At 74.3% G+C, this 13,946-nt stretch carries 12 protein-coding genes and 1 pseudogene; 7 read left to right on the plus strand and 6 right to left on the minus strand.

The window, feature by feature from the left end; translation table 11 throughout:
* Genes AB0B86_RS12630 through AB0B86_RS12640 form a run of 3 tightly spaced genes read left to right on the plus strand, consistent with a single transcriptional unit; the run spans window position 1 to window position 2,599 of the window.
* Window positions 1–801 carry an ABC transporter permease gene (locus tag AB0B86_RS12630; RefSeq protein WP_357405807.1) on the plus strand — a complete coding sequence of 267 codons (801 nt, stop codon included), beginning with the start codon at window positions 1–3 and terminating at the stop codon, window positions 799–801.
* Window positions 802–827: 26 nt separating this feature from the next.
* Window positions 828–1,958: a histidine kinase gene (locus AB0B86_RS12635; protein ID WP_357405809.1), complete on the plus strand. Its 1,131-nt coding sequence runs from the start codon at window positions 828–830 to the stop codon at window positions 1,956–1,958.
* Window positions 1,955–2,599 (plus strand): response regulator transcription factor, encoded by a 645-nt coding sequence (locus AB0B86_RS12640; RefSeq protein ID WP_357405811.1) that lies wholly within the window; start codon window positions 1,955–1,957, stop codon window positions 2,597–2,599. Before AB0B86_RS12635 ends, AB0B86_RS12640 begins: the two co-directional genes overlap by 4 nt.
* 10 nt (window positions 2,600–2,609) lie before the next feature.
* Here AB0B86_RS12640 and AB0B86_RS12645 read toward each other — a convergent pair whose 3' ends face one another.
* Window positions 2,610–3,518 carry a L,D-transpeptidase gene (locus AB0B86_RS12645; protein ID WP_357405813.1) on the minus strand — a complete coding sequence of 303 codons (909 nt, stop codon included), beginning with the start codon at window positions 3,516–3,518 and terminating at the stop codon, window positions 2,610–2,612.
* A 209-nt stretch (window positions 3,519–3,727) separates the two neighbouring features.
* Here AB0B86_RS12645 and AB0B86_RS12650 point away from each other — a divergent pair, with 209 nt between their 5' ends.
* From AB0B86_RS12650 to AB0B86_RS12665, 4 genes and pseudogenes are all read left to right on the plus strand, one after another.
* The gene (locus AB0B86_RS12650) at window positions 3,728–5,356 is read left to right on the plus strand and encodes a hypothetical protein (RefSeq protein ID WP_357417826.1); all 1,629 of its coding nucleotides are present in this window, start codon (window positions 3,728–3,730) and stop codon (window positions 5,354–5,356) included.
* Complete coding sequence (locus tag AB0B86_RS12655; RefSeq protein ID WP_357405817.1) at window positions 5,356–6,819, plus strand: NADH-ubiquinone oxidoreductase-F iron-sulfur binding region domain-containing protein; 1,464 nt, start codon at window positions 5,356–5,358, stop codon at window positions 6,817–6,819. The genes AB0B86_RS12650 and AB0B86_RS12655 overlap by 1 nt, the downstream gene beginning before the upstream one ends.
* 61 nt (window positions 6,820–6,880) lie before the next feature.
* Window positions 6,881–7,492, plus strand: a complete 612-nt coding sequence (locus AB0B86_RS12660) for a redoxin domain-containing protein (RefSeq protein ID WP_357405819.1) — start codon at window positions 6,881–6,883, stop codon at window positions 7,490–7,492.
* Between the two features lie 32 nt (window positions 7,493–7,524).
* Window positions 7,525–8,112, plus strand: a pseudogene (locus AB0B86_RS12665) (cytochrome c biogenesis protein CcdA); the annotation flags it as partial.
* 383 nt (window positions 8,113–8,495) lie between these two features.
* Here AB0B86_RS12665 and serS read toward each other — a convergent pair.
* The 5 genes from serS to AB0B86_RS12690 form a co-directional block, all read right to left on the minus strand.
* On the minus strand, window positions 8,496–9,779 hold the full coding sequence (serS, locus tag AB0B86_RS12670; protein WP_357406060.1) for a serine--tRNA ligase: 1,284 nt from the start codon (window positions 9,777–9,779) through the stop codon (window positions 8,496–8,498).
* A gap of 96 nt (window positions 9,780–9,875) precedes the next feature.
* Window positions 9,876–10,958, minus strand: coding sequence for a MerR family transcriptional regulator (locus AB0B86_RS12675; protein WP_357417829.1), 1,083 nt, complete (start codon window positions 10,956–10,958; stop codon window positions 9,876–9,878).
* Between the two features lie 25 nt (window positions 10,959–10,983).
* Window positions 10,984–12,180 carry a saccharopine dehydrogenase NADP-binding domain-containing protein gene (locus AB0B86_RS12680; RefSeq protein WP_357417831.1) on the minus strand — a complete coding sequence of 399 codons (1,197 nt, stop codon included), beginning with the start codon at window positions 12,178–12,180 and terminating at the stop codon, window positions 10,984–10,986.
* A gap of 50 nt (window positions 12,181–12,230) precedes the next feature.
* Entirely contained in the window at window positions 12,231–13,364 is a 1,134-nt protein-coding gene (locus AB0B86_RS12685) for an alcohol dehydrogenase catalytic domain-containing protein (protein WP_357417834.1), read from the minus strand.
* The gene (locus AB0B86_RS12690) at window positions 13,361–13,831 is read right to left on the minus strand and encodes a hypothetical protein (RefSeq protein ID WP_357417836.1); all 471 of its coding nucleotides are present in this window, start codon (window positions 13,829–13,831) and stop codon (window positions 13,361–13,363) included. Before AB0B86_RS12690 ends, AB0B86_RS12685 begins: the two co-directional genes overlap by 4 nt.
* Window positions 13,832–13,946: the final 115 nt, after the last annotated feature.

The raw sequence follows: 13,946 nt of genomic DNA on the forward strand, positions 1-13,946 counted from the left end.
ATGACCGCACCCACCCCCACCCCCACCCGTGCCGTCGAGCCGGACCGCCGGCTGCCCGCCCTCGGCGGTTTCGCCCCGGGCGTCCTGCGCATCGAGCTGCGTCGGGTGCTGCGCAACCGCCGTACCCTCGCCTTCACGCTGATCATGCCCGGCGTCTTCTTCCTCATCTTCGGTCTGCCGCAGGGCGGGCAGTCGCTCGACAACGGCCGCCCGGTCACGGCGTACGTCATGATCAGCCTGGCGGTGTACGCGGCCATGGTGGCGACCACGAGCGCGGGCGGCGCGGTCGCCACCGAGCGGGCCCTGGGCTGGAGCCGTCAGCTGCGGCTCACCCCGTTGCGCCCGACCGCGTACGTGGCGATGAAGCTGGTCACCGCGATGACCCTCGGCCTGCTCGCCGTCGTCGTCGAGTTCCTGGTGGGCGCCGCGGCCGGTGTGCGCATCCCGGTGTACGTGTGGCTGCTCTCCGGGCTCGCGGCCTGGGTCGGCTCGCTCGTCTTCGCCGCGTTCGGCCTGTTCATCGGCTACCTGGTGCCGGCCGAGAACGTCATGCAGTTCATCGGTCCGATCCTGGCCGTGCTTGCCATGTTCGGTGGCCTGTTCGTTCCGGTCGAGGTGCTGCCGGAGGTGCTCCAGCAGGTCGCGAAGTTCACCCCGGTGTACGGCATGGGGGTGCTGGCCCGGGCCCCACTGACCGGCGACGGGGTGAGCGTGGTGGCGGTGGTCAACCTCGTCGGCTGGGCGCTGGTCTTCGGTGTCGGTGCGGCCCGGCTGTTCCGCCGGGACACCGCGCGGGTCTGACCACCACGACGGTTAGCGTGGACCCGATGGACCTTCCGACCGGGCAGCCCCGACCGGTGAGCCGCCACTGGCGGTTCACCGGCTGGCTGCTGGCCGCCGTGTGGCTGTTCTTCCTCAACGTGCCGCTCGCCACCGCGTTGCGCCAGCCCGAGCCGTGGCGGCGGCTGCTCGGCGTGGCCGCCCTTGTCGTCTTCGGCCTCGGTTACGTGCTGCTGTTCGAGTGGGCCCGCAAGCGGCGCCAGGCACTGTTGCCGATCCCGGTGGGTCGGGCGCGGGTCGGGCTGGTGCTGCTGCTCGCGGTGGGCCTGGTCAGCATCCCCGGCACCGGTGGGGACTGGCTGGTCACCCTGGTCTACGTGGCGGCCGCCGGGGTGTTCCTGCTGCCGGCGGCGGAGGCGTTGGCCGCGGTGCTGCTCTGCGCGCTGACCCCGGTGCTGGCGTCCTGGCTGGTGCCGGGTTGGCAGGCGGAGAACGGCGTCGTCTTCGCGGTGCTGCTCGCCTCGTTCGCGATGTTCGGGGTGTCCCGGCTGGCCCAGCGCAACGGGGAGTTGCAGGCCGCCCAGCGGGAGATCGGTCGGCTCGCGGTCGCCGAGGAGCGGGCCCGCGCCGCCCGCGACCTGCACGACATCCTCGGGCACTCGTTGACGGTGGTGGCGATCAAGGCCGAGTTGGCCGGCCGGCTCATCCAGGTGGACCGCGACCGCGCCGCCGCCGAGATCGCCGAGGTGGAGGCGCTGGCCCGCGCCGCACTGGCCGACGTGCGGCAGACGGTCGGGGCGTACCGCGAGGTCACCCTCGCCGGGGAGCTGGCCGGCGCCCGCTCCGCGCTGGCCGCGGCGGGCATCGCGGCGGACCTGCCGGGCGAGGTGCCGGCGTTGCCGGACGAGTGGGACCGACTGTTCGGGTGGGCGGTACGGGAAGGGGTGACCAACGTGGTTCGGCACAGCGGGGCGCGGTCCTGCACGGTCCGGGTGCACCCGGACCGGGTCGAGGTCAGCGACGACGGTCGGGGCCTGTCCACTCCCGACGCCAGCGGGCACGGGCTGGTCGGCCTGCGTGAGCGGGCGCGGGAGTTGGACGCCGTGCTGAGCGTCGGTCGCCGACCCGACGGGAGTGGTTTCCTGCTCCGGGTGCACGCCCCGGCGGAGACCCGGTGAGTGCCTCCGGCGCGGGACCGTCCAACCCGATCCGGCTGCTGCTCGCCGACGACCAGGCACTGGTCCGCGGCGCGCTGGCCGCGCTGCTGTCGCTCGAGGACGACCTGAGCGTGGTGGCGGAGGTCGGCCGGGGCGACGAGGTGGTGCCGGCGGCCCGCGACAGCGACCCCGACGTCGCGCTGCTGGACGTGGAGATGCCCGGCCTGGACGGGATCGCCGCCACCGCCGCGTTACGGGCCGCCCTGCCGAGCTGCCGCGTGCTTGTGGTGACCACCTTCGGTCGGCCCGGCTACCTGCGTCGGGCGATGGAGGCCGGCGCGAGCGGCTTCGTCGTCAAGGACACCCCGGCCCGGCAACTCGCCGACGCGGTCCGTCGGGTGCACGCCGGCCTGCGGGTGGTCGACCCCACGCTTGCCGCCGAGACCCTGGCCGCCGGGGTGAGCCCGCTCACCGACCGGGAGACCGAGGTGCTGCGGACCGCCCGTGGCGGTGGCACTGTCGCCGATCTGGCCGGGGCGCTGCACCTGTCCGAGGGGACGGTGCGCAACCACCTCTCGGCGGCGATCGGCAAGACCGGCGCCCGCAACCGGGCCGAGGCGATCCGGGTCGCCGAGCAGAACGGCTGGCTGCTCGGCGAGTGACCCCCGCCGGTCAGGCGGTCGGGGGCGGGGTGGGCAGCTTGTCGACAACCACCACGCTGCTGCCCGGGCGGACCTCGGCGAGCAACTCCCGTTGACCGCTGCGGGTCAGCCGGATACAGCCGTTTGTGGTGTTCTCGCCCAACTCGTCGTCGTTGTGCCAGGTGTGCACCCCGATGTGCGCGCCGCGCAGCCCGGCGGGCACCGACTCGGGGTCGTCGGGCACCGACCCGAGCGCGTAGATGTCCACCCCGCCGTAGACCTCCTCGGGCGGTGGGGTGCGGCCCAGGATGAAGGTCCGCCCGAGCGGGGTGTCCTGCCCCGACTGGCCGAGGCTGACCTCCCAGGAACGCACCGCCTTGCCGGCCCGGTACCAGGTGAGCCGGTGGACCTTGCGTTCCACCACGATCTGGTCGCGCAGCGCCACGGTGTCGAACCCACCGGGAGGCAGCCAGGCGAGCCGCCGATTGGCCGACGGCAGCAGGACCGCCGTCCAGCCGGCCCGCCGGTCGGCGATCGGCATGGTCAGCTCGACGCCGTTGATCGTTGGTTCGAGGAAGGCGCGCGGACGGCCGCCGGGTGCGTCGTACGCGGTGACCCGCCTGGTCGGGTGCGCACCCTCGGTCAACGCCGTGGTGTCCATGGTGGCCGGGTCCGTGGGGAAGCCGCCGGGAGCCGGGTCGTAGTCGACCACCGGCAGCCCCGCCGGGGCGGGCGCGGCCGGCGGGATCGACTCCTCGGGGCTCTGGTCGACGCTGCTCGGCGTGGGGTCGGCCGCCGCGATCTGTTGGTCGGGGGCCGCCGTGCCAGGCGTCAGGGCCTGCCCCACCAGCAGTGCGGCCACCAGTAGGGCCGGTACGGCGACGGCGGCGACCAACCAGGGGCCACGGCGGCGGTACGGAGACTTTCGGTCAAACGGCACCAAACCACTCTAAGGTGGCGGACGCGTCGAAGCTCCCGGTTCGGTGAGACCCGCCGACCGAACGTCGCGGGCGCGGGCGACCAGGGCGCCCGATGTGGACGCAAACGCACGTCGGCGCCGTTCGGTTCGATCGCGGCCGAGAAATTTTCCGGACTGGTGATCCGCGCGCCCCGTCGGTCCGTACTGGATGGGGGAGCAGGGGTCGGCCGGTGGTACGCCGCCGCGAGACGATCGAGGAGCAGATGGCCCGGGCACAGCAGAACGAGAAGGCGGCCACCGTCCGGACCAGCGCCAGCAGTCGGGGGGTGCGCACACGGTCACGGTCGGCGGCGACCCTGCTGATCGCGTCGGTGCTCGCCGCACTGTGGGCGGCGATCATGTTGACGGGCGCCGGGCAGACGGCGTACGCGTACGGTTTCTTCTTCACCGAGTTCTTCGCCGGGGTGGTCTCGCTTGTCGCGTTGAGCCTGACCGTGATGCTCGGCCTGCTCGCCACCGACCGGCTGGTGCTGGGCATCGCGCACCGGGTGCTGGTGCAGTCGGCCCACCGGGCCACCGGTGTGCTGGGCGTGGCCGGGCTCGGTTTCCACGTCCTAACCAAGATCGCCACCGGGCGGGCCGGCGCGACAGACGCCCTGGTGCCGTTCGTCGGCGGCCGAGGGCTCTACGTCGGGCTCGGGACCGTGGCCGCCCTGCTGATGGTCAGCGTGATCTGGACCGGCATCATCCGGGCCCGCTTCGCCGGCGTCGGTCCGAAGTGGCTGTGGCGCACGCTGCACTCCACCGCGTACCTGGCCTGGCCGTTCGCCGTGTTCCACGGCCTCAACGCCGGTCGGGTCGCGGCGCCCTGGGTGATTTTCAGCTACCTCGGCTGCATCCTGCTGGTGGTGCTGGCCCTGCTGGTGCGGCTGTCGGTAAGCATCGGTCGTCGCAGCCGCGAACAGCACCAGGCGGCGGTGCGCAACGCGGTGATGGTCGGTCGGGCCGACGACGCGAAGACCGTTCGGGTGCTGTTGGGCGGGTTGGGTCGTCGCGGCAAGTCCGCCGCGGAGAAGCGTCCCGCCTGGGCGGAGACCACCACCGCCACCTGGGCCGCGCCGGCCGCGCGGCGGGACTCCGAGCGCTTCACCGTCCCGGTGGTGCCCGAGCCGGGCTCCCTCGTCGAGTCGGCCCGGCCCAGCCGCCGCCGACGTGTCGAGGAGCCCGCCGTCCGCGACACCGACCGGCCGTCGCGGAGCCGGCGGGACGAGGTGGAGCCCGCGACCCGCAGGTCCCGGCGCAGCGTCGAGGAGACCGTCACCCGCGCGCGCGACGAGGAGGAGTCGGCGCCGGTGACCCGGCGGCGCGGCTCGCGTACCCGGGACGAGGCGGTGCCGGCCGGGCGGCGACGCGTCGAGGAACCCGCCGCCGAGCGGTCCAGCCGCCGGAGCCGGGACGAGGACGAGGGCAGCCGGTACTCGGCGCCGCCACTGCCGGCGGCCGAACCGGAGGAGCCGTGGGACAGTCCGCGCCGCTGGCAGGCCGGCGAGCCGGTCTCCGCCGAGCCGATCTCCGCCGGTCCGATCTCGGCGAGCCCCATCTCGGCGACGCCGCGCAGCGGCAGCGGCCGGCACAGCGCCGACGACGACGTGCCGGAGGAGCCGGACTACTGGCGCCCGCCGGCCCGGTACGTGCCGGACGAGGTGCCGCCCGTCGACGACACCCCGACCCTTGTCGACCTGGCCTCGCGCCGCGCCAAGCGGGCCGCCGGCGAGGGCCGCTCCGCCAAACGCCGCAAGGCCAGCGCCGACGCGGTGGACGGGGCGTACTGGGCTGGGCTGCGGGGTGAGGCGAAGTGATGCGGACGGCAGTGCCACCGGTCGCCTGCGTGGGCGAGCCCCGGCTCACTGCCGGCTTCGCCGAGTACGGTCGGCTCGACCTGGCCGCGCACGAGGAGGTGCACGGCCCGATCGGCCCGATGGAACCGGCGCAACTGCTCCGGCTCGCCGAGGGCATGCAGCTCAAGGGCAAGGGCGGAGCGGGTTTCCCGTTCGCCCGCAAACTTCGCGCGGTGCTGGAGTCCTGCGAACGGCAGGACCTCGCCGCCGTCGTGGTGGTCAACGCCACCGAGGGGGAGCCGGCCAGCTGGAAGGACAAGGTGCTGCTCACCCGGGCCCCGCACCTGATCCTGGACGGCGCGGCGCTTGCCGCGTACGCGTTGGACGCCGACGAGATCGTCATCGGGGTGGCCGACGACGGGGTCGGCCGGGACTCGCTGATGGAGGCCCTCGAAGAGCGCCGGATGCCGGTGCTGACCACCATCGTCACAGTGCCGCACCGGTTCATCTCCGGCGAGGGCGGAGCACTCGTCAACGGGATCAACGGGCTGCCGCACATCCCGCCCGGCACCAAGAAGCGGTCAAGCGACTCCGGGGTCAGCGGCCTGCCCACCCTGCTGTCGAACGCCGAGACGTACGCGCAGCTCGCCATCGGCGCGCGCCTCGGCCCGTACGAGTACGCGGCCCTCGGCACCGACGACGAGCCGGGCACCGTGCTGCTCACCGTGACCGGCGCGGCGGGCCGCCCGGCAGTTGTGGAGTGCACCGCCGGCATGCCGCTGCGCGACGTCCTCGACCTGTGCGAGGTCCCGGACGTGCAGGGCATCCTGATGGGCGGCTACCACGGCAAGTGGATCACCCCGGAGGCGGCGGAGACGGCCGAGGTGTCCCGCAAGGGCCTGGCCGCCGTCGGTGGCACCCTCGGCGCGGGCATCATCATCCCGCTCGGCGTCGACACCTGCCCACTCGGTGAGGCCGCCCAGGTGGTGCGCTATCTCGCCGGGGAGTCCGCCGGCCAGTGCGGACCGTGCAAGATGGGCCTGCCGGACCTGGCCCGAGCGGTGGACCTGGCCGTGGCCGGCAGCCAACCGGCCGACGTGGTGCGGGCCGCCGCCGGTGAGGTGAAGGGTCGGGGCGCGTGCAGCCACCCGGACGGCACCGCCCGGTTCGCGCTCTCCGCGATCGAGGTCTTCGCCGACGACCTGCGGCTGCACAGCACCGGCGACGGCTGTGGGCGGCGGGTCAAGGGCACGATGGGGCTGCCGGGCGCACCCGACGCGAACCCGCAGAAGCTCACCCTGGACTGGTCGCGCTGTGACGGGCACGGCCTGTGCGCGCACGTCGTACCGGACTTCATCCGGCTGGACGCGAACGGATATCCCGCCTTCCCCGCCACCCCCGTGCCGACGTGGCTGCGGGAGGGCGCGCTGAAGGCGGTCAAGGTGTGCCCGGAGTTGGCTCTGCGCCTCGCCAAGGCCGAGTAGGGAAAGCCCCGACGCCGCAGGCACAGGAAGGTGTCCCTTCCTGACGAGAACGGAGAAGCGGATGCCCAGTGGCATGGCATGGACGGCAGCCGGGCATCTGCGCCGCGCCGCCACCGCCGGAGCGCTCGCCGTGGCGCTGCTCGGGGCTGCGGCCTGCACCGGCACCGCGCCGGGTGGGCCGGCCGTCGCCGGAGCGGCCCCGACCCCGACCGGTGGACCGACGGGCGCGGCGACGAGCGTGCCGCCCGGCACGGTGCCGGCGCAGGTCCCGGACGTCCTGCGCTTCAGCGGGACCACCCTCACCGGTACGGCGTTCGACGCGGCGCAGCTCGCCGGCAAGCCTGTGGTGCTGTGGTTCTGGGCGCCGTGGTGCGCCACCTGCGCCAGTCAGGCCTGGACGGTGGCGGAGATCGCACCCCGCTACCGGGACACCGTGCCGATCATCGGCGTCGCCGGTCTCGGTGAGCAGCGGGCCATGAAGGAGTTCGTCACCGAGTTCGACCTCGCCGGGACGCCGCAGATCGAGGACCGCAAGGGCGCGCTCTGGAAGCGGTTCAAGGTGACCGAGCAGAGCATCTTCGTGATCATCGACCGGAGCGGCGCGATAGTGCACCAGGGCTTCCTGGACGGTGAGGCGCTCACCGCCAAGGTCGCCGCACTGGCCGGGGCGTGACCGCGGCACTGCTGCTCGCGCTGACCGCCGGCATGCTCGGCGCGGTCAACCCGTGCGGCTTCGCGTTGCTGCCCGCGTACCTCTCGCTGTTGGTCGCCGGGACGTCGGACACCCGCGGCGCGGTCGGCCGTGCGCTCACCGCGGCGGCCGGGCTGACAGTGGGGTACGTGCTGGTGTTCGGCGCGTTCGGTCTGGCGCTCGCGCCGCTGGCCGGCTGGCTGCGGCCCCGGCTGCCGTGGCTGACAGTGGTGCTCGGCGTGCTGCTGGTCCTGGCCGGTTGTTGGCTGCTCGCCGGGCGGCGGCTGCCCGCCCCCGGCTGGTCGGCCCGGGCGCCCCGGCTGACCCGGTCCTGGCCGTCGATGGCGCTGTTCGGCGCGGCGTACGCGTTGGCGTCGCTCGGCTGCGCCATCGCGCCGTTCCTGGCCATCGTGGTGACCAGCCTCCAGGCCGGCTCGACCGGGCGCGGGTTGGCGCTGTTCGGCGCGTACGCGATCGGGATGGGTCTGGTGGTCGCGGTCGCCGCGCTCGGGGTGGCGCTGCTGCGCGACGGCCTGGTGGCCCGGCTGCGCGTCGCCGGCGCGCTGGTGCCCCGCCTCAGCGGCCTGGTGCTGCTGGTGACCGGTGGTTACGTCGCCTGGTACGGCCGGTACGAGCTAAGGCTGGCCGCCGGCCACCGAGACGCGTTGCGCGACCCGGTCATCCAGGCGGCGTCCCGACTACAACACACAGTGGCCAACGCGCTGGACACCGTCGGCCCAACCCTGCTCCTGGCCGCCCTAACCGCCCTCCTGCTCCTGACCGCCCTCCTCCGCAAACGCCCCCACCCCACCCACCCCACCCGCCCCGCCCCCACCCCCCGACGCCCCACCCCGTTGATCATGAAGTTATTGCTACGACACGCCGAGGCGACGGGCAATAACTTCATGATCAACCAGGCGGGCGACCCGAGGGCGGGGGGCCGGGGGGCGGGGGGCCGGGGGGGCGGGGGGGCGGGGGCGGGGGGTCAGCGGGGGGTTAGGCGGTTGGTGCCTAGGCGGTCTTGGAGGACCTCGGGGATCAGGACGCTGCCGTCGGGCTGCTGGTACTGCTCAAGGATCGCCGGGAAGAGCCGGCTGGTGGCCAGCGCCGAACCGTTGAGGGTGTGCACGAAGCGCGTCTGCTTGGCACCGGGCTCGCGGTAGCGGATGGCCGCCCGACGCGCCTGGTAGTCGCCGGCCCAGGAGACCGACGACACCTCCTTGTACTTGCCGGTGCTCGGCATCCACACCTCGATGTCGAGGGTCTTCTTCATCGACGCGCTGGCGTCACCGGCCGAGAGCAGGCTGCGCTGGTAGTGCAGGCCCAGCCCCTCGACCAGGCTCTCGGCGTGGGCGAGCATCTCGGCCAGCGCCGCGTCGGCCTGCTCCGGCAGGGTGAACTGGAAGATCTCCACCTTGTTGAACTGGTGGCCCCGCACAGTGCCGCGCTCGTCCGAATGTGAGCCGGCCGCCTCCCGGCGGTAGCACGGCGTGTACGCGAAGGCCTTCAGCGGCAGCTTCGGGGTCTCCAGGATCTCGTCCTGGTACGCGCCGAGGATCGCCGTCTCGGAGGTGGGCAGCAGGAACTGCCCACGTGGGGCGGACGCCGAATCCAGGTGGTAGACGTCGTCGTAGAACTTGGGGAACTGCCCGGCGGCGAAGCCGGCCGAGTCCAGCAGCAGGTGCGGCGGGAGCAGGAACTCGTAGCCGGCCTTGATGTGCTGGTCGACGAAGTAGTTCAGCAGCGCCCACTCCAGGCGCGCACCGATGCCCGTGTAGATCCAGAAACCGGACCCGCCGAGCTTGACGCCGCGCTCGTAGTCGACAAGGCCCAGCGCGCGGCTCAACTCCACGTGGTCGCGGACCTTCTCGATCACCGGCGGCTCACCGAAGGTCTTGACCACCCGGTTGGCTTCCTTGCCGCCGGCGACGACATCGTCGGCGGGCAGGTTGGGCAGCTCGCTCATCGCGGTGCGCAACCGCCCCTGCACCTCGTCCAGCTCGGACTCCAGCTCGGCGAGCTGCTTGCGACCGGCCTCCGGCGTGACGACCTCCGGCTCGCGGCCGGCGCGCTTCGCCTCCGCGTACGCCCGCGCCTCCGCCTTGCGGCGCTGGCGATCGGCGTCGATCTCCGTGATCAGGGCGCGGCGTTCCTGGTCGAGCCGCTGGATCTCGTCCAGTGCCCGGGTGACCTCGGCGGGATCCAGACGCTTCGCCAACGCGGTCGCCACCGCCTCGCGATCCTTCCGGATCAACTCCATGTCGAGCATGCTGCTCCGTACGCCTCCGTCCGGGGTCACTGGTGAACCACCAGATGCTACCGTCGCGGGCTTTTCCTCCCGGAACGGGGAGTGCGGACGGTCAGCTCAGAGTCGGATCGGCATCAACACCGAATAGGTGTCCACGTCGTCGGTCCGGCGTACGGCCAGCGGGGCGATCGGTCCGTCCAGCTCCAACACGAGCTGCGCCGCGCCGGCCGCGGTCAACGCGTCGAGCAGGTAGCCGCCGTCCACCCCGACCCGCAACGCGTCGGTGCTCAGGTCGGCGGCGGGGAGCAGCCGCAGCCCGCCCTGGTCGTCGACGCCGAGCACGGTGACCTCCCGGGTCGTGCCGTCGTGTTCCCGGGCGACAGTGGGTGCCGCCGGATCGGCAAGCGCCGCGCGCAACGTCGCCACGTCCACCGGGATCCGGCGCGCGGTGGGCCGCTCCCCGACGGCCTTGCGCAGCAGCCGGCGGTAGTCCGGGAAGTCGTACGGCAGCGCGCTGCCGGTCACCGTGCGACCGGCCACCAACACCCGCAGTCGCGCGCCGGTCACGCTCAACCACACCGGCCGGGCGTCGGAGGCGTCGAGTAGCGGCCGGAGCTTGTCGACGAGGGCCACCGGGACGAACACCCGGGCCGGCGGACCGTCGACGTCCGCCGTGGCGCGGGCGAGCGCGAGCCGGTACCGGTCGGTGGCGACGAGCCGCACGCCGTCCGGCTCCACGTCGAGCAGTACGCCGGAGAGCATCGGCAGCTCGGGGTCGACGCCGACGGCGAAGCGCACCGCGTCGAGCGCGGCGGCCAGGTCACCGGGGGAGAGCAGCAGCGTGGTGGTGGCCGGCTGGGCCGGGTCGACCAGGGCCCGGAGTCGGGCGGCCTCCCGGCGGGCGTCGGTGAGCCCGTCGGCCAACCGGCGCAGGTGCGCGTCGAGCAACTGGTGCACCGCCGCCGGCTCGGCGCGGACCGCGGCGGCGATCTCCGGCACCGGCATCCCGATCCGGCGCAGCCCGGCCACCAACCGGGCCGGCGTGACCTGTTCGTCGGTGTACCAGCGGTAGCCGGTCACCGGGTCGACAAGGGCCGGCTCCAGCACCCCCGCCGAGTCGTAGAAGCGCAGCGCGCTGACGGTCAGGCCGCTGGCCCGGGCCAGCTCGCCGATGCTGTGCAGGTCACTCACGCCAGGCATCCTGCCCCCTCGACCGGGTCGAGGGTCAAGCCGAGGGCTCCCGCGTCTCCTGGCTGAGCACCCGGAAGGTGAGCCCGGCCCGGATGAGCCGGTCGAGCAGCGCGTCGCCCATCGCGGCGACCGGGGTGAGCTGGCCGGCGGTCGGTGGCAGCTCGTCGAGCGCCAGGCAGAGCGCCGACTCGGCGAGCATCTTGGCCGTCTCGTCGTAACCCGGGTCGCCGCCGGCCACCTCGGTGACCACCCGCTGCCCGCCGCCGGTGCCCACGAAGCGGATCCGGAACCAGGACGCCGCCCGTTGCTCGGGGGTGGGCCCCTGCCCGGAGGCGAGCCGGCCGAGCAGCCAGCGTCGGGTGGGCGGCAGCCGCACCAGCCCGACGAGCGCACCGAGCCCGACCGCGGCGGCCAGCACGGTGGGCAGCCGCTTCACTGCGGCGAAGTGCCGGTACCGGAAGTCCGGGCCGTACTCCGGGCGGGCCGCCGCCGACCGGCGGACCACCTGCGGGTCGATGGTCGGCAGCGGGACGGTCCAGATGCCCAGCTCGGACGAGCGGGCCAGCCGGCCGGGGACCGCCCGGACCCGGCGGTCGGTGGGGCGCGGCTCGACCGCCCGGCGGTCCCGGGCGGCCCGGCTGGCCGGCCCGGTACGGGAGAACGCGGTGAGCGCCGAATGGTAGGTGCCGGCGGAGAACCGGCCACCGGCGCGGACGTAACCGTCCACTGTGATCGGCGCGTCGGCGGGCAACTGCTTGACGGTGAACCAGACGCCCAGGTCGTGCGGGACGGAGTCGAACCCGCAGGAGTGCACAAGCCGCGCGCCGGTGCGGGTCGCCTCGGCGTGGTGACGCACGTACGTCAGGTCGACGAACTCCGGCTCGCCGGTGATGTCCAGATAGTCGGTGCCGGCCGCCGCGCAGGCAGCGACGAGCGGCTCGCCGTGGTGGACGTACGGGCCGACGGTGCTCGCCACCACCCGGGCGCTGCCCGCCACCGCCCGCAGGGAGTCGGCGTCGGTGACGTCGGCGGTGAGCAGCGGCAGGTCGGCAAGTTTCGGGTCGACCCCGGCGAGCCGGTCCCGGACGGCGGCGAGGCGGTCCGGGTTGCGCCCGGCCAGCGCCCAGCGCAGCCCGACCGGCGCGTGCCGGGCCAGGTAGTCGGCGGTCAGGCCACCGGTGAACCCGGTCGCCCCGAACAACACCACGTCGTACGTTCGCTCCCCAGCCATGCCCAGAGTGTGTCATTCGGGGTCCCCGATGGCAGGTCGCCAGGAGGGCGTCAGGGCGTGAACACGGCTCGCACGCACCCGTCGGCCCGGTCCCGGAACAGCGCGTACCCCTGCGGGGCGTGCGTCAACGGCAGCCGGTGGGTGGCCAGGTGTTCGGTGCGCAGCTCACCGCGGGCCATCCGGTCCAGCAGCATCGGTACGTCCCGCAGGTCCGCCCGACCGGCCCCGCGCAGCGTCAGCCGTCGGTCGGTCACCGCGCCCAACGGGAACGCGTCGACGAATCCGTCCGACCCGCCGAGCAGCACCACCACACCGCCCTTGCGGCACGCGTGCACGGCCTCACGGCTGGCGTCCGGACGGTCGGCCGGGCCACCGAACCGCTCGGACGGCGGCGCGCCGACCGCCACCACGCAGACGTCCGGGCCCCGCCCACCGCTGCGGTCGCGCAACTCGGCCGCGACGTCGGTGCGGCGGTAGTCGAGCGGCTCCGCGCCGGCGTGCCGCTCGGCCATCCGCAACCGCTCCTCGTACCCGTCGACGACAAGCACCCGGGCGGCCCCGCGCAGCACCGCAGCCCGAGCGGTCAACTGGCCCACCGCCCCCGCACCCCAGATCGCCACCACGTCGCCGGGACCCACCGCACCCAACTCGGCGGCCAGCCACCCGGTCGGCGCCGCGTCGGCGGCGAACAACGCCCGGTCGTCGTCGACCGCGTCCGGCACCCGAAACGCGCCCACGTCGGCGTACGGCACCCGCACGTACTCGGCGTGACCGCCGGCGAACCCGCCCGCCGCCCGGGGACGGCCGAAGCAGCCGGCGTCCGAGTGTTCCCATCCGGGGTCGACGCTCGCCGGGTCGGCGCTGCCGTTGTCGCAGCAGGAGTGCAGGCCCTGGCGGCAGTACCAGCAGCCGCCGCAGGCGATGCTCGCGCCGACGACCACCCGATCGCCGTCACGGTGCCGGCGGACAGCGGGACCGACCTCGACCACCTCGCCCAGGAACTCGGCCCCGAGCACGTCGCCGGCCCGCAGCAGCGGGTTACGGCCGGCCAGCAGCGGCAGGTCCGCGCCGGAGGTGGCGCTGCGGCGGACCCGGACGATGACGTCCCGCTCGTTGCGCAGCTCCGGGTCGGGCACCTCGCGTACCGCCAGCTCGCCGGCGGCCACCCAGCACAGCGCCCTCACCTGCGGACCTCGGGGCGGTCCAGCGCGGACCGGTCGGCGCGCAGCACCTCGCCGGCCTCGGCCCGTTGCTTGATCTGGCGCAGCGCCCGGCGGACCAGCAGGCCCGGGTCGTCGCCGACCAGGTGCGCGGCCAACCCGACCGGCGGGGTGGCGCCGGCAAGCGGTCGGGCGGCCAGCTCGGTGCCCCGGTCGCCGGGCGCGGGCCGCACCCGCACCTCGACCGCCCCGTCCAGGCGGCGCAACGGCTCCGGCCACCGGCCACCGGGAAGCACCTGCTCGGGCGGTCGGTCGACGGTCACCACCTCCCACCCGGGCGGGGCGACCGGGTGGCGGTCCGCGCCACCGCGCCCGCGCCACCGGGGTACGCGCCACCGGCGCACCCCGGCCAGCGCCGCGCCGCCGAGGGCGGGTCCCGCCCGCACCAGCCGTCCCATCGCTGCCACCGGTCCCACGTCCTCCCCGTCCACGTCCCCCGATCGTCGGTCGCGGACGGGTGAAGCGTGCTCGCCCGGAAGGGGTGAACCGGCCCGCGCCGGGTAACCGCTCGCCGACCGGGGGCGGAGCGCGTGGTGGGGGTGGGGC

This window comes from Micromonospora sp. NPDC049047, from assembly GCF_040649135.1.
Taxonomy (GTDB): domain Bacteria; phylum Actinomycetota; class Actinomycetes; order Mycobacteriales; family Micromonosporaceae; genus Micromonospora.